This window comes from Pseudomonas sp. O39 (genome assembly GCF_045447295.1).
Taxonomy (GTDB): Bacteria; Pseudomonadota; Gammaproteobacteria; order Pseudomonadales; family Pseudomonadaceae; genus Aquipseudomonas; species Aquipseudomonas antarctica_A.
In genome coordinates, this window is the sequence record NZ_JBJGXV010000016.1 from 61,837 (window position 1) to 77,124 (window position 15,288).

A 15,288-nucleotide genomic window follows, 5' to 3' on the forward strand; every position below is an offset into this window, starting at 1 on the left:
TCAATCCACGAATTCGGGTTTCTGCTTGCTCATATGGGCCGCGATGGCCACACGCAGGTCGTTGGATTGCAACATAGCCGAGTTCCAGGTGGCAACGTATTCCAAACCATCATTGACCGTGTGGTCGCGCATGTAGCTGATCATGGCCTTGGTGCCGGCCACGGCAATCGGCGACTTGGCGGCGATTTGCTGGGCAATTTCCATGACGCCAGCCAACAGGCTTTCATAGTCCGAATACACGCGATTGACCAGGCCAATGCTGCGCGCTTCCTCAGCGCCAAATTGGCGGCCGGTGTAGGCCAGCTCCCGCAACATGCCGTCGCCGACAATACGCGGCAGGCGTTGCAAGGTGCCGACGTCGGCGGCCATGCCGATGTCGATTTCCTTGATGGAAAATTGCGCATCCTCAGCGGCGTAGCGCATGTCGCAGGCGCTGATCAGGTCGATAGCGCCGCCAATGCAGTAGCCGTGGATCGCCGCCAGTACGGGTTTACGGCAGTTGTCGACGGTGTTGAAGGACGCTTGCAGTTCCAGGATCTTGCGGCGCAGCAAGCGTGCATTGCGGCCTACGTCCTTGCCGAACTCATTGGCCACCGAGGCAAGCATCATCAAGTCGATGCCCGAGGAAAAATGCTTGCCGGCGCCGCTGAGCACCACGGCGCGGACCGCGTCGGTGTCTTCGATCCATTGGAAGATGTCGATGATTTCGGTCCAGAACGCCGCGTTCATCGCATTGATCTTTTCCGGGCGGTTGATCTGCACATGGGCAACGTTGCCGGTGAGTTCGACGACGAAGGCTTGGTATTCGGACATGGCAGTGATCCCTGACTGGCGAGTGATAAGGCCCGAACTATAACAAGGGAGCGCGACGGCGCATCGGCCAAAAACGGGACTGGCAAACGTAATGAAAGGGTGTGGGCGACAGGTTCATGCAGCGCCGATACATTTCATCCCGAAAGCGCGACTTATCGGCTATACAATCAGGGCCCTTGCCTGGAGCCGTGTATGCCGTCCACGTTTCGTTCATCGTTGATTCTGGCCCTGGTCGTCGTGCTGACCGGGATTGGCGCGGGTCTGGGCGGCATGCTCCTGGCGTTGCTGCTGCATGGCATCCAGCATTTGGCCTACGGTTACAGCCTCGACAGCCTGGTCAGCCACGAAACCTTTTTATGGGGCGTGACCGCTGCGCCGCCGGAACGCCGCGTGTGGGTGCTGGTGGTGTGCGGTGTGGTGGCCGGGTTGGGCTGGTGGACGATTTATCGCTACGGTCGCCCACTAGTGAGTATCAAGCAGGCGGTATCGCCCAGCATGCCGAGCATGCCGCCCAAGACCACCCTCGCCCACAGCGTGCTGCAGATCATCACCGTGGCCCTTGGCTCGCCACTGGGGCGTGAAGTGGCGCCGCGTGAAGTCGGCGCATTGGCGGCGACGTGGTTGTCGCAACGTGCGCGGCTTGAACCCGACATGCACCGCTTGATCGTGGCGTGCGGTGCGGGCGCCGGGCTGGCGGCAGTCTATAACGTGCCGTTGGGCGGCGCGGTGTTTGTGCTGGAAGTGCTGGTGGGGGCATTCAGTTGGCCGGCGGCCGTGATTGCCCTGACGACTTCGGCGCTGGGCGCGGCAGTGGCGTGGATCGGTCTGGGCGCGCAATCGCAATATGAGGTGCCGCACTTTGCGCTGAGCCCGGCATTGATCGCCTGGGCGGTGGTCTGCGGGCCAGTGTTTGGCGTGGCCGCCTATGGCTTTACCCGCCTTACCGGCGCCGCCAGGGCCAATGCCGCGCGCGGCTGGCGTTTACCGGTGTTGTCGGTGATCAACTTCACGATTATCGGTGGGCTGGCGATGCTGCTGCCGCAAATTCTCGGCAATGGCAAAGGCCCGGCGCAATTGGGCTTCGACAATGAACTGAGCATCGGCCTGGCCGCCATTCTGCTGCTGGTCAAGGTGCTGATCACCGCCAGCAGCCTGCGCGCCGGGGCCGAAGGCGGTCTGCTGACGCCGGGCCTGGCCAACGGCGCATTGCTGGCGATCATCCTCGGCGGCGCCTGGAGCCTGCTGTGGCCCGGCGTGCCGCTGGGGGCGTTTGCGATCATTGGCGCGGCGGCGTTCCTGGCGGCCAGCATGAGCATGCCGCTGACCGCGATTGTGCTGGTGGCGGAATTTACCCGCATCGACCATGACTTTCTGGTGCCGATCATTCTCGCAGTGGTGGGCGCGACGTGCGTGAGCAAGCTGTGCCAACGTCGCAGCTAAAACCCGGCAAAAACGCTGGAAAAAAGCCGGCCCAGGCGCCATCCTTCGCGCTTTAAGCCGCCCATCAGCGGCGTTCGACGCTCAAAGGAAATGCCATGCACGCCCAACCTCTCGCCCCTGCCGATTTCGAATTCATCGAAGAAACCTTGCTCAAGTACGGCGACGATCATTCGGTGCTGAACCTGGCCGAACTCGACGGCTATTTCACCGCGCTGGTGTCCAGCCCGGCACAAGTGGAAGTCGGTGAGTGGTTCCCGGCGATCTGGGGTGGGCAGAACCCGGCGTGGGAGAGTGCCGAAGAGGCCCAGCGCTTCCTGGAGCTGTGCGTGCGCCATATGAATACCCTGGCGGCGCAACTGGCAACCGATACGCAAAACTTCAAGGCACGCTTCGATGACACCGAACATCAAGGCCAGGCCGTAACGCTCGCTGAAGAATGGTGCTTTGGCTATATCCGTGGTGCCGCGATTGGCAACTGGCCGGAACTGCCGGCCGAACAGGCCACGCAGTTGGAGAAAATTTCCTGGTGCGCCGAGCAGGATAACTTCGAGTTGCCGGCGGACCTGGATGTAAACGCCCATCAACAGCAGGTCAGCGAAATCGAACCGGCCGTGCGGGCGTTACATGATTACTGGTTGAGCAAGCGTTAATCGGACTTACTTGAAGTCCAGGTCAAACGCCTGATAAAACGCGTTGCCGGTGTTGGCCACGATCCACATCAACACCACTACGTGCCGGCCCTTCTTGCCTTTGGGCAGGGTGACCTGGTGTTCGACCTTGGCTTTCATTTCGTCGGCGTGCTGGTAGTAAGGCACTTGGGTGTAAAAGTCTTCAAAGAACGGCTTGGCCTCCAGTTGAGCGCGGCTGATGCGCTGCTTGGGGTCCCAGCCATCCTTGGTGATCAACCAACGATAGCCACGGGTGACGTGGGCGGCGGTGTATTCCCACTGCACCTTGAACACCTGGCCGGCCTCGACATTCAGCAACGGCCAGTTAAACGGGGTATTGAGCTTTTTGCTCATTTCCTCGTCGGTGAAGTTGATGCAGTCACGGTCGTCGGTTTTACCGCCGCTCAGGATATACCCATCGGCAGGTGGCGTTACGCTGGGGTCGTCGGTTTCATAGGGTGCTGGGAAAGGCCCGGCGGTGAGTGCCGGGAAGTTCTTGCCGCCTTCCATTTCGTTGACTTGCCAGTTGCCCAACAGCCCGCGTTCCACTGCCACGGAACCACGGCTGGCCGGCGTCACGACGCGACCATGTCTGAGTTGAGTCTCGGGTTTGTTCATTTCATTCACTCCTTGATTGAATATGCCCCGTCATGGGGCACACTTTGAACTTACCTCGCTGCGTTTTATTGTCCAGCAGGCACTTCTCTCGGAAACTTCATACTTCGCCTCAGTTTCGCGGAGTAAAGGCCTTTGTCCTGCATCAATTTTGGCAGTAGTCCTACCCGGTAACGAGCGGTACGGCTACACGCTGCGTTAGGGATAAGACACCAAGTCGACACCGATGTAGGAAATGTCGACCTGGATTAGGTTATTCGTTGCGGCCGTCCTCCGATTCTTGGTATCAAAAGCGCCTTCAATAAAAAACGCCCGCTCAAAGGACTGATTGACCATGCCCGCACACGCCGACGCCTTCCACGCCCTTCACCGCGACACCTTGCTGATCCTGCCCAATGTCGCCGACGCCGGCGGTGCGCGCCTGGTGGCGCAACTGGGCAGTAAGGCCGTTGCCACCAGCAGCGCAGCCGTGGCGTGGGCGCATGGTTACAAGGATGGCAACCAGTTGCCGCAGCCGCTGCTGGTCAGCACTGTGCACTCCATCGTGCGGGTTATCGATGTCCCCCTGAGTGTCGATATCGAAGGCGGTTATTCGGACGATCCGCAGCAGGTCGGCCAACTCGTGGAAGCGCTGATCGAGGCCGGCGCCGTGGGCATCAACCTGGAAGACGGTGCCGGTTCGCCTGAACTATTGGCGCGCAAGATCGAAATAGCGCGCCAGATCGCCGATCGCTGCGGGGTGAAGCTGTTTATCAATGCACGCTGCGATGTGTACCTCAAGGGCTTGGCCCCCGAGGCTCAACGCCTGGAAGAGCTTGTGCGCCGCGCAAGCATTTATCAGCAGGCAGGTGCAGACGGCTTGTTCGCGGCCGGCATCCACCTTGAACACGAAATCCGGCAGCTGTGCCAGGCCACGCCCTTGCCCGTCAATGTACTGGCCTGGGCCAACCTGCCCACTCCCGAAAGCCTGCAAGCGCTGGGTGTGCGTCGCTTGACGGCGGGTTCCAGCATCGCCGAGTTCCTCTATGGGGCCATGCACCAGCTCGCGGGTGGTTTCCTGCGCACCGGCACCTTGCACACCCAAGACCTCAAGGCCTTCACCTACGGTGCAGTGAATGGGCTGATGGCGCCGTAATACGCGCCGTACAACGATCCCTGCTCGACAAGCGTGGCGTGTTTGGCTGATTATTCGGTCCGTCCGTCGCGCCACTGCGCACCACCTTGCCTTGATCAGGAGCCTTGTACCTTGAGTTCGCAGAAAACCGTGACCGTTACACCGCCTAATTTCCCCCTGAACGGCAAGGTCGCGCCGCCCGGCTCCAAATCCATTACCAACCGTGCCCTGTTGCTGGCAGCCCTGGCCAAGGGCACCAGCCGCCTGAGCGGTGCCTTGAAGAGTGATGACACCCGCCACATGTCGGTGGCCCTGCGCCAGATGGGCGTGACCATCGACGAGCCGGACGAGACCACCTTCGTGGTCACCGGCGCAGGCAAACTGCAATTGCCAACGCAACCGCTGTTTCTGGGCAATGCCGGCACCGCGATGCGTTTTCTCACCGCTGCCGTGGCGACGGTCGAAGGCAAGGTGGTGCTGGACGGCGACGACTACATGCAAAAGCGCCCGATCGGCCCGCTGCTGGCGACACTTGGCCAGAACGGCATCCGCGTCGATAGCCCGACCGGCTGCCCGCCCGTGACCGTGCATGGCGTGGGCAAGATCAAGGCCAAGCGTTTTGAAATCGATGGCGGTTTGTCCAGCCAATATGTGTCAGCCCTGCTGATGCTTGCCGCATGCGGCGAAGCGCCCATTGAAGTGGCGTTGACCGGCAAAGACATTGGCGCCCGTGGCTATGTGGACCTGACCCTGGACTGCATGCGCGCGTTCGGCGCTCAAGTGGACGTGGTTGACGACACCACCTGGCGCGTCGCCCCGACCGGCTACACCGCCCATGATTACCTGATCGAACCCGACGCCTCCGCCGCCACCTACTTGTGGGCCGCTGAAGTGTTGACCGGCGGCCACATCGACATTGGCGTCGCCGCGCAAGACTTCACCCAGCCGGACGCCAAGGCACAAGCCGTGATCGCCCAGTTCCCGCACATGCAGGCCACCGTCGTCGGCTCGCAAATGCAGGACGCGATCCCGACCCTCGCGGTACTCGCCGCGTTCAACAACACCCCGGTGCGTTTTACCGAACTGGCCAACCTGCGCGTGAAGGAATGTGATCGCGTACAGGCGCTGCACGACGGTCTCAACGAAATCCGCCCGGGTTTGGCGACCATCGAAGGTGACGACCTGCTCGTCGCCAGTGATCCTGCGTTGGCCGGCACCTCGTGCACTGCGCTGATCGACACTCACGCCGACCACCGCATCGCCATGTGCTTTGCCCTGGCAGGCCTGAAGGTGTCGGGGGTGCGTATTCAAGACCCGGACTGCGTCGCCAAGACCTACCCTGACTACTGGAAGGCCCTGGGCAGTCTTGGGGTTGCGCTGAGCTACTGATCCGGCGCGTCGGCATGGGGAGGGAGTGATCATGACAATTCGCCAACCCTGCCCACCCGGCGTGTGTGTCTGCGATCGTGAACAACTGCTGCAAGCCCACGACGCCGACCTGCGCGTCCTCAACCTGACGCGTCAGGAAGAGAAGAAGCTGATCGAACGCCTTGAAGACCTCAAAAGCCTGCAAGACCTGGAGCACATGCAACAGCGGATGTACGAGCAATTGGGTATCCGCGTGCATGTCGCGCCGGGGCACACCGAGGTCAAGAGCATGCGCGGGATACTGATCACCCTCGATGAGCTGCCCGGTATGTGCCGCAAAACCCGGCAAGCCATTCCGGCGGCGATTCGCAGAGGCATGGAAAAACGCCCGGAAATTGCCTACCGCCTGCTGGACGCCCACGATTTGTTTCGCGAAGGCTGACTACCCGGCGACCGTCTCGTTTGCAAACAGGCCCTGCCCTAGCGCCTTCGCCGTCTGCAAATGCGCCTGCGCCGAGCCGCTTTCCGACTCCAGCAGCAACTTCGACGTCACCACCTGCGCGCCGCAGTAATCAAAAATCCCGTAGTCAATCTGCGTGCGCATCGCCTTGGCATAACCATGTCGTTCAAACGCGCTTGCGTCCGCTGCGCCAACCGCCAGCAGATGCACCTGCAAATGCCGCAGTTTTTTCACCACCGGGCTGTCCGGGCCGTAATCAATCGCCCAGCCGTTGACGAACACACGGTCGACCCAGCCTTTGAGCAGGCCCGGCAGCGACCACCAATAGATCGGGAACGCCAGCACCAGTGCATCCGCGCGGTCGATGCGGGCCTGTTCGGCAAGCACGTCAGCCGGCGGTTCGGCGCGCGTGCGATGTACCAGGTGGTCGGCGGCGGTGTAGCGCGGGTCGAAGCCTTCAGCGGCGAGGTCGGCGATCTCGTACGTATGGCCGGCAGCGGTCAGGCCCGCCGCCACTTGCACGGCAAGGCTGTGGGTTAGGGATTTTGGGTCGTGATGGGCAACGACGAGCAGTGCGTGCATGACATTGACTCCCTTTCAGTTTAGTCTGGGCTTAGCTACTTTTAGTAAGTTACGACCTTTAAGTTACTTTTGGTATATAAGCATGTCAAGCGATGAATCCCCTGCCCCACGTCGACGCCTTTCACGCGAAGATCGCCTTCGCCAATTGCTGGACGTGGCTTGGCAACTGGTCAGCGATGAAGGCACCGAAGCCCTGACCCTCGGCCGCCTGGCGGAACTGGCGGGCGTGACCAAACCGGTGGTCTATGACCATTTCGTCACCCGCGCCGGGTTGCTGGCTGCGCTTTACGAGGACTTCGACGGGCGCCAGAACCAGGTGCTGGCCGATGCCCTGGACGCCAGCGACGCAACATTGGAGGATCGGGCGTGGGTGATCGCCTCGTCCTATGTCGATTGCGTGTTATTGCAAGGGCGGGAAATCCCGGGCGTGATTGCCGCCTTGAGCAGCTCGCCGGAGCTGGAAACCCTCAAGCGCAAATATGAGGCAATCTTCCTCGATAAATGCCGGGATGCCCTGGCGCCGTTTGCACCCGGCGCCAATGTTTCCCAGGCCGCCATGCGCGCCATGCTCGGCGCGGCGGAGGCCTTGTCCCATGCGGCGGCCAGTGGCGAGATCAGCCGCGAAGAGGCGCAGCAGGAGTTGCTGGCGACGATTCTGGCGATGATCAAACGGGCGCGCGATTGAATCACGCTTCACCCCGATGCCGACCGCTACAACGTGATTACCCGTGATGACGGCAGCCCGCCGACAACGGGCGCCTGACCAAGCCATGAGATTTGACTCGGCAATAAAAAACCTCCCAAGGGAGGTTTTTTTATTCAGGCCTGACGCTCACTTACAAACCGCTCAACCTTGCGTGTCAGCTGATCAAGGTGGCGATCGCGCTGTTTCTCCGCGTCGACCATCGCGCGCTTGCCGTGTTTTTGCAGCAGGTAGGTATGAATCTGCCGGACCTCCAATGAGGTATAGATCGAGGCCACGTCCAGCACGCCCATCAAGCCATCGGTGCCGTAATCGCGTGTGTTCATCAATACCTGGGTGCCCCGCGCGCCGCGAACCTGAAAGCCCATGGCTTCAAAAGCCGAGACTTTTTCCACCGCACACGCCAGTTCCGCATGGGGATAGCACGCGAGCACCTCGTGCATCATCGCGCGTGCCACGCCCTGGCGCCGACGCCCGGCTTGCACGGCCATAAAGGCGATACCACAGGCCTGCGGATCATCCTTCACGGGCAGATACAGGCAAAAGCCAATCACCTGTTCCTCATCCATCGCCACCACCAGCTCGACGGCAATGCCTTTGGAACCATCCAGCGCCTGCAGGTAAAGGTGCACCTCAAAGCCGGTGGCGTACTGATAGATGTTGTAGAGCAAATTACTCGGTGCCAGCGCGACGCTGCTGATGTCGGTGAGGTTGTCCACCACCATCTGCAGGATCTGGCTGTTGACCGACTCGGGGCACGGCGCGGTATAGCGGGTAAGGCTGAACATGCAAATTCCTGGGGTTTCGCGTCAAGGCAGCCGCGATTGTACCTGTTGCGGCCGGTTCAGTGCCCGCACACCTCACGCAAACAGCCACGCAACCAGCGATGGGCCAGGTCGGCATCCAGGCGTGGATGCCAGAGCATGGACAGGGTGAAAGTCGGTATTGCGACCGGCAGTGGGAAGCTATACAGACCCGCGCGCTGATTGGCGGTGTAGCGCTCGGGCACGCTGGCGATCAGATCAGTGTCGCGGGCAAGGGCGATCGCCGTGGCAAAACCGGCGACGATGGTACTGATGTGACGCGTGAGGCCTTGGGCTTCGAGCGCGTCATCGACCTCGCCACGGTCCAACCCGCGCCGTGACACGTAGACGTGCTGGCCCTCGGCAAAACGCTCGGCGCTGACATCCCCCTGGCTCAGAGGATGGCCGCTGCGCACCACGCCGACCAGGCGATCGCGAAACAACGCCTGGGTCAGCACCTCCGGGCCGGCACTGGCGTCGACCACGCCGATCGCCAGGTCCACGCTGGCGTCACGCAGCAAGGCATTGTCCTTGTCCGTCTTGTTGACGAAGCGCAGCCGCACGCCGGGCGCGTCTTGGGCGATGCGCGCCAGCAATGCCGGGCCAAGATTTTCGACAAACTCTTCGCTGGAGCGCAGCGTGAAAGTGCGTATCACCTGGCTCATGTCCAGGGATTGCGCGGGCCGCAGCACGGCTTGGGCGTCTTGTACCAAACGGCCGACGTGCTCGCGCAGCGCCAGCGCGCGCGGTGTCGGCACGAGGCCACGCCCGGCACGCACCAACAAGGGGTCGCCGGTGGTTTCACGCAGCCGTGCCAGCGCACGGCTCATGGCCGACGGGCTCAGACGCAGGCGTTTGGCGGCGCGCGCCACGCTGCCTTCGCTGAGCAAGACATCCAGGGTAATCAGCAAATTCAGATCCGGCATTGGCGCTCCTATCAGGCGTTGGCTGCATGTATTAGCTGCAACCCATGCGTCTTCCGCCATGTTAGGCGACGCCGTAGATTTGTGACAGCAGCGTTCACTCAAGGAATTTCCCATGCACACCTCTTCTCGCGGCGGTCTCGTCTGCCTGTCCCTGTCTATGTTGCTGGCCTCTCTGGGGACCAGCATCGCCAACGTCGGCTTACCCGCGCTGGCGCAAGCCTTCAATGCTTCCTTCCATTCGGTGCAGTGGGTGGTGCTGGCTTATCTGTTGGCGATCACAGCGGTAATTGTCAGCGCCGGCCGCCTGGGGGATCGCCTGGGCCGGCGCCGGTTATTGCTCACCGGCTTGCTGCTGTTCGCTGCGGCGTGCGCGCTGTGCGGTGTCGCACCGTCATTGCCATGGCTGATGGGTGCACGCGTCCTGCAAGGCCTGGGGGCGGCGGTCATGATGGCGATGACACTGGCAATGGTCGGCGAAACGGTCACCCGGGAGCGTACCGGGCGCGTGATGGGCTTGCTGGGCACGATGTCGGCCGTCGGCACCGCCATGGGGCCCAGCGTCGGCGGAATATTGCTCAGCCTGTGGGGCTGGCGCGCGTTGTTTCTGCTGGGTGTGCCGCTGGGCGTGTTGGCCGGCGCCCTCGCCTTGCGTTATTTGCCGGTTGATCGGCAGGCCCACGCCTCCACCTCGGGCGATGCATTCTGGTTGCCATTGAGAGACCCGGCGTTGCGCGCAGGGTTGGCAATGAGTGCTCTGGTGTCGGCGGTGATCATGACCACCTTCGTGGTCGGGCCTTTCTATCTGTCCCGTGGCCTGGGGCTTGATTCGGCCTGGATGGGCCTGGCGATGGCCGTCGGCCCGTGTGTCTCGGCGCTCAATGGCCTGCCGGCGGGCCTCCTCACCGACCGGCTGGGCAGCCCGCGCATTACCCTCGCGGGGTTGGGCATCATGGGGCTTGGCGCGCTCTCGCTGGCGTTGGCTTCGGGCTTGATCGCCTACCTGGGCTCGCTGATCCTGCTGACCATGGGCTACAGCCTGTTCCAGGCCGCGAACACTACCGCGGTGATGAGCGATGTCGAGCCATCACGCCGCGGCACGGTCTCCGGCCTGCTGAACCTGTCACGCAACCTCGGCCTGATTTTCGGTGCCTGGGCCCTGGGCGCAGTCTTTGCCTGGGCCAGCCCCGACGTGACCCGTGCGACGGCGCAAACCGTGGCTAATGGCCTGCACGTAACCTTCGGCGTGTCGCTGGCATTAATCGTCACCGCGAGCACCTTTGCCTGGCGCCGCACCAGCGCCGAGAACTGCCCGCAGAACACCCGTTGAGGCAAAAAAACAAAAAAGGCGTTGCGCCTGACCGGGTTACATCGCGCATCATGGGCACTTTCAAGCTCAAGGGTAACGTCCATGCGCGTGCTGTCATTGATGATGGGTCTTACGACGCTGGCCGCCAGTCTGGCGTTCTGCGCCAGCGCGATGGCGAATGAAGAAAGTCAGTTAGTGCAACAGATCAACGAATACCGCAGCCAGGTACAGCGCTGCGGTAACCAGGGTTCCCAGGAACTGCCACCGTTGGCCAGCGACACGCGGCTGGTGCTGCCGGCGACCAATGTCGGCGACTTGCAGCAGGCGCTGGCGCGGGCCGCGTACCCGATGGTGAATGTGCAGGCCATCAGCCTCTCCGGCCCCAAAAACGCCGAGGCGGCGATGAAGGCGGTGCGCGAAAGTTTCTGTCGCGTGGTGCTGGACCCGCAGTTTGTCGATATCGGCGTGAGCAACAGCGGCCAGGATTGGCGCATTGTGCTGGCCCGGCCGTTGTTGACCAGCGGACTTGGGGATTGGCAGACCGAAGGCAAGCAAATCCTCAACCTGATCAACACCGCCCGTGAACAACCACGCCAGTGCGGCACCCAGGCATTTACCGCGACCACACCGCTGTCGTGGAACGAGGAGTTGGCCAATTCCGCCAACAGCCACACGCGCAATATGGCCAACGGCAATTTCTTCGACCATCTGGACCACGATGGCCGCACACCCGGCGACCGCGCGGAACTGGCCGGTTATATCGCGAAGAACATCGGCGAAAACATCGCCGCCGGCCTCGACACCCCGCGCAAGGTGGTGGACGGCTGGCTCGCCAGCCCCGGCCATTGCGCCAACCTGATGAACCCGCAATTTCGCGAGTTGGGGGCAGCCTATGCCATGGACCCGAAGAGTGACGCGGGGATTTATTGGACGGCGGTTTTCGGCGCGCAATAGTTGGCAGGCCGCGCCTGCGAGCCAGGCATGTCGATCTATTCATTTGGAGAAAACATCAAATTGCCATCACCGCGATCATTTCGCTGAACTGGTCGCGGTGATTCCGGTCTGTAGCTGGATGCGCTGATACAATCAGCGCCCCCTGAAGACCGTGGCAATAAGGTATCCACCCAATGATGAATTGGCTGCAAGGCAGCAGCGAGATGGCTGAGCGTGTTCGTCAGCATGATTGGGCCAGTACGCCGCTCGGCGAGCTGGAACAATGGCCCGACGTACTCAAAACCACAGTTGCGCTGTGTCTTGCCTCAAGCTTCCCCCAGTCCATCATCTGGGGCCCCCACCTGATCACGCTCTACAACGATGCGTTTATTCCTATTCTTGGCGATAAACCTTATTCGCTCGGGCGTGCGTTCAGCGAAATCTGGCGTGAGGCATGGGATGACATCGGCCCCATCGCCAAAGCCGCCTTTGAGGGGCACGCGACCTACATCGAAAACTACCCGCTGGTGGTTGAGCGTGGCAACGGTCCGGAGCAAGCGTACTTCACGTTTTGCTACAGTCCTGTGCGTGACCCGCAAGGCCAGATCGTGGGCATGCTCGATACCGTCACCGAAACCACCGCTACCGTATTCCTCTCCCGCCGCCTGGCCGTATTGGATGCCATTAGCAGCGCCGTGACCAATTGCAGCAATGCCGAAGCCATCATGACCACCACCACGCGTCTGTTGGCCGAGCACCTGCAGGTGTCCATTTGCGCCTACGCCGACATGGAGGCCGATGAAGACGGCTTCACCATTCGCGACAATTGGGCGGCGCCTGGCTCGCCCAGTATCGTCGGCCGTTACAGCCTGGCGGCGTTCGGCGAGCTGGCCGTAAGCCGCCTGCGCGCGGGTGAGCCGTTTGTGATTGGCGACAACCGCCTGGAAATGCCCGCCGAGGAGTCCGCCAGCTTTCAGGCACTGGGCGTCACGGCGACAGCGTGCTTTCCGCTGATCAAGAACGGCCGCCTGTCCGCGCTGATGGCCGTACACCACAAATTCGCACGTGTGTGGTCGCCGTATGACCTGGCCCTGATGGGCGAAGTTACCGAGCGTTCCTGGGCCCATATCGAACGTGTGCGCGCCGACGCCGCTGTACGCGAGGGCCTGGCGGCCATTACCGAATTGAACGCCACCCTGGAGCGGCGCGTGGAAGAACGCACCACCGCCCTGACTCAGGCCGAAGCCGCGTTACACCAGTCCCAAAAGCTCGAGGCCATCGGCCAGTTGACCGGCGGTGTGGCGCACGATTTCAACAACCTGCTGACGATCATCCGCTCCTCGGTGGACTTCCTGCGCCAACCGGGTCTGTCCGAAGAACGCCGTCAACGCTACATGGGCGCCGTATCAGACACCGTCGAACGCGCCAGCAAGCTCACCAGCCAACTGCTCGCCTTCGCCCGCCGGCAGCCGCTCAACCCGCAAGTTTTCGACGTGGGCCAGCGGGTCAAGAACATCGGCGAGATGCTCGAAAGCGTGACCGGTGCCCGCATCCATGTGCAGGTGCAGTTGCCGCAACGGCCTTGCCATGTGTGCGTCGACTCCAGCCAGTTCGAAACGGCACTGATCAATATCGCGCTCAATGCCCGCGACGCCATGGAGGGTCAAGGCACCCTGACCCTGCGCGTGGCGCATGTGGCGGCGCTACCGCGTATCCGTGGCGATGCCGAAGCACACCAGCCGTTTGTGCGCATTGAACTCGCCGACACCGGAAGCGGTATTGACGACGACACCGTCGAGCGCATTTTCGCACCGTTCTTTACCACCAAGGCCGTGGGTAAAGGCACGGGCCTGGGGTTGTCACAGGTGTTCGGGTTTGCCAAGCAGTCAGGGGGCAACGTCGACGTCACCAGCGCCATCGGCCAAGGCAGCGTGTTCACCCTGTATTTGCCCGAAGCGCAGCCTGTGGCCGGGCAGCCCTGCCCACTCCAGGAAGACCCCGGCCCGGCACCCGACACCGCGCTGCGCCATATCCTGATCGTGGAAGACAACCTCGAAGTGGGCCGTTTCGCCAACCAGATCTTGCAGGACCTGGGCTACCAGACTACTTGGGCCACCAACGCCGAACAGGCACTGGCGCTGGCCGGTCCGGATGTGAGTGGGTTCGACGCGATTTTCTCGGATGTGGTAATGCCGGGCATGACCGGCGTGGCGATGACCAAGCTGCTGCGCCAACGGCGCCCCGACCTGCCGGTGGTGCTCACTTCGGGCTACAGCGAAGAGCTGGCTGACAGTGCCTACGAGGGCGTCGACTTCCTGGCAAAGCCCTACTCGGCCGACCAGGTGGCGCGCGCATTGGCCAAGTCGATGCAGCGAGACTGACCCCTACTCTGCCGCCACGACCTGATTGCGGCCCATGGCCTTGGCGCGATACAGCGCTTTATCGGCAGTGTTCATCAGGCTGTGCAGGTCCTGATCGAGGCTGCGAGTGGTGGCAACACCCAGGCTGGCGGTCAAGCCTTGCACCGGCTCGGAGGCCAGGCCGGAAATCGCCTTGACCAATTGCTCGGCGATATCGCGCGCGGTCTCCAGGGAGGTATTGGGCAGCAACACGGCAAACTCCTCGCCGCCCAGCCGACCATACACGTCGGCCTGGCGAAACGATGCGCTGATCACCCCGCCAATCTGGCGCAACACCTGATCGCCAGCCTGATGGCCGTAGGTATCGTTGATGTTCTTGAAGTGGTCCATGTCCATCATCAGCGCGCTCAGCGGTTGCTGGTTATGGCGACACTGCGCATACAACACGTGGGCATGTTCAAAAAACGCGCGACGATTCATCAGCCCGGTGAGTTCGTCAGTCTGGGCAGCGCGCGTGGAAATAGTGTGGGCGCGCTCCATTTGCCGGGTCAGGCGAAACGCTTTTTCCAGGGCATCCGACAGCTTGCGCGTGGCGCTGACCACGAAGGTCGAGAACACCAGCACCGCAATGGCCACGCCTACTTGCATGGGCGAGGGCTGGAACAGCAACCACAGCGTGCACGGCAATAACACCAGGGACATCGAGCCCAATGTCATATAGCGGTAGGCCGAATAACAGGAGACCGCACTGACGGACATACCCACGGCAAACAGTATGACCAACACTTGGGACACACGATCGTCAGGCGGCATGACGGCCAGCGCGCCGATGCCCCAGGTGCCCGCGGACAACATCAGCGTAACCCAGTAGCGGCGCTCCCAGCGATCAGGCGTACGCTCACTGTCAGGGCAACGAAACCAGTTCATGAACATCTTGAGCCGTAACAGTGATGTCACCGCCAGCACCACCAGCCAGACCTCCATGACCGTGTGATCAAAGCGGTCCCAACACAGCCAGCACAGCATGACGGCGCCCAGGTAACTGCCGAAAATGGCGGCGAACGACTGGCGAAACAGCTGGTGCAAACGGTCCGTTCGCACCTGCTCTTCGATAAAGCCATCCTGGTCCTGCGCACGCCCAAGGCCGTTCATGAAATACGCCTGTTTCAACTGCCGCGACAAAGGCGCCATTGTGGC

General features: G+C 62.0%; 15 protein-coding genes. 9 read left to right on the forward strand and 6 right to left on the reverse strand.

Annotated elements, in window-relative coordinates:
- Entirely contained in the window at window positions 1-813 is an 813-nt protein-coding gene (locus tag ACI77D_RS19825) for a crotonase/enoyl-CoA hydratase family protein (RefSeq protein WP_407017307.1), read from the reverse strand.
- A gap of 192 nt (window positions 814-1,005) precedes the next feature.
- Between ACI77D_RS19825 and ACI77D_RS19830 the strand changes: the two genes are divergently transcribed.
- Both ACI77D_RS19830 and ACI77D_RS19835 read left to right on the forward strand, forming a co-directional pair.
- A complete protein-coding gene (locus tag ACI77D_RS19830) occupies window positions 1,006-2,253 on the forward strand; it encodes a chloride channel protein (protein WP_262667799.1) in 1,248 nt (415 codons plus the stop codon).
- A gap of 95 nt (window positions 2,254-2,348) precedes the next feature.
- Complete coding sequence (locus tag ACI77D_RS19835; protein WP_064452207.1) at window positions 2,349-2,903, forward strand: UPF0149 family protein; 555 nt, start codon at window positions 2,349-2,351, stop codon at window positions 2,901-2,903.
- Window positions 2,904-2,909: 6 nt separating this feature from the next.
- Here ACI77D_RS19835 and ACI77D_RS19840 read toward each other — a convergent pair whose 3' ends face one another.
- Entirely contained in the window at window positions 2,910-3,539 is a 630-nt protein-coding gene (locus ACI77D_RS19840; protein WP_221294616.1) for a lytic polysaccharide monooxygenase auxiliary activity family 9 protein, read from the reverse strand.
- Between the two features lie 331 nt (window positions 3,540-3,870).
- Between ACI77D_RS19840 and ACI77D_RS19845 the strand changes: the two genes are divergently transcribed.
- The 3 genes from ACI77D_RS19845 (at window position 3,871) to ACI77D_RS19855 (ending at window position 6,460) form a co-directional block, all read left to right on the forward strand.
- Window positions 3,871-4,671, forward strand: coding sequence for an isocitrate lyase/phosphoenolpyruvate mutase family protein (locus ACI77D_RS19845; protein WP_262667795.1), 801 nt, complete (start codon window positions 3,871-3,873; stop codon window positions 4,669-4,671).
- A 111-nt stretch (window positions 4,672-4,782) separates the two neighbouring features.
- Entirely contained in the window at window positions 4,783-6,039 is a 1,257-nt protein-coding gene (locus ACI77D_RS19850) for a 3-phosphoshikimate 1-carboxyvinyltransferase (RefSeq protein WP_407017308.1), read from the forward strand.
- Between the two features lie 31 nt (window positions 6,040-6,070).
- Entirely contained in the window at window positions 6,071-6,460 is a 390-nt protein-coding gene (locus ACI77D_RS19855; RefSeq protein ID WP_407017309.1) for a hypothetical protein, read from the forward strand.
- Here ACI77D_RS19855 and ACI77D_RS19860 read toward each other — a convergent pair whose 3' ends face one another.
- The gene (locus ACI77D_RS19860) at window positions 6,461-7,060 is read right to left on the reverse strand and encodes an NAD(P)H-dependent oxidoreductase (RefSeq protein ID WP_221294612.1); all 600 of its coding nucleotides are present in this window, start codon (window positions 7,058-7,060) and stop codon (window positions 6,461-6,463) included.
- An 82-nt stretch (window positions 7,061-7,142) separates the two neighbouring features.
- On the opposite strand from ACI77D_RS19860, the gene ACI77D_RS19865 reads away from it, so the two are divergent.
- Window positions 7,143-7,745, forward strand: a complete 603-nt coding sequence (locus ACI77D_RS19865) for a TetR/AcrR family transcriptional regulator (RefSeq protein WP_407017310.1) — start codon at window positions 7,143-7,145, stop codon at window positions 7,743-7,745.
- A 134-nt stretch (window positions 7,746-7,879) separates the two neighbouring features.
- On the opposite strand, the gene ACI77D_RS19870 is transcribed toward ACI77D_RS19865, so the two are convergent.
- Both ACI77D_RS19870 and ACI77D_RS19875 read right to left on the reverse strand, forming a co-directional pair.
- A complete protein-coding gene (locus ACI77D_RS19870) occupies window positions 7,880-8,551 on the reverse strand; it encodes a GNAT family N-acetyltransferase (RefSeq protein WP_407017311.1) in 672 nt (223 codons plus the stop codon).
- Between the two features lie 56 nt (window positions 8,552-8,607).
- Window positions 8,608-9,492, reverse strand: a complete 885-nt coding sequence (locus ACI77D_RS19875; RefSeq protein ID WP_064452199.1) for a LysR family transcriptional regulator — start codon at window positions 9,490-9,492, stop codon at window positions 8,608-8,610.
- 112 nt (window positions 9,493-9,604) lie between these two features.
- Here ACI77D_RS19875 and ACI77D_RS19880 point away from each other — a divergent pair, with 112 nt between their 5' ends.
- The 3 genes from ACI77D_RS19880 (at window position 9,605) to ACI77D_RS19890 (ending at window position 14,112) form a co-directional block, all read left to right on the forward strand.
- Complete coding sequence (locus tag ACI77D_RS19880) at window positions 9,605-10,819, forward strand: MFS transporter (RefSeq protein WP_407017312.1); 1,215 nt, start codon at window positions 9,605-9,607, stop codon at window positions 10,817-10,819.
- An 81-nt stretch (window positions 10,820-10,900) separates the two neighbouring features.
- Window positions 10,901-11,752, forward strand: coding sequence for a CAP domain-containing protein (locus tag ACI77D_RS19885; RefSeq protein WP_064452197.1), 852 nt, complete (start codon window positions 10,901-10,903; stop codon window positions 11,750-11,752).
- A 173-nt stretch (window positions 11,753-11,925) separates the two neighbouring features.
- Window positions 11,926-14,112 carry a response regulator gene (locus tag ACI77D_RS19890; RefSeq protein WP_407017313.1) on the forward strand — a complete coding sequence of 729 codons (2,187 nt, stop codon included), beginning with the start codon at window positions 11,926-11,928 and terminating at the stop codon, window positions 14,110-14,112.
- A gap of 3 nt (window positions 14,113-14,115) precedes the next feature.
- On the opposite strand, the gene ACI77D_RS19895 is transcribed toward ACI77D_RS19890, so the two are convergent.
- Entirely contained in the window at window positions 14,116-15,282 is a 1,167-nt protein-coding gene (locus ACI77D_RS19895) for a diguanylate cyclase (RefSeq protein ID WP_221294610.1), read from the reverse strand.
- Window positions 15,283-15,288: the final 6 nt, after the last annotated feature.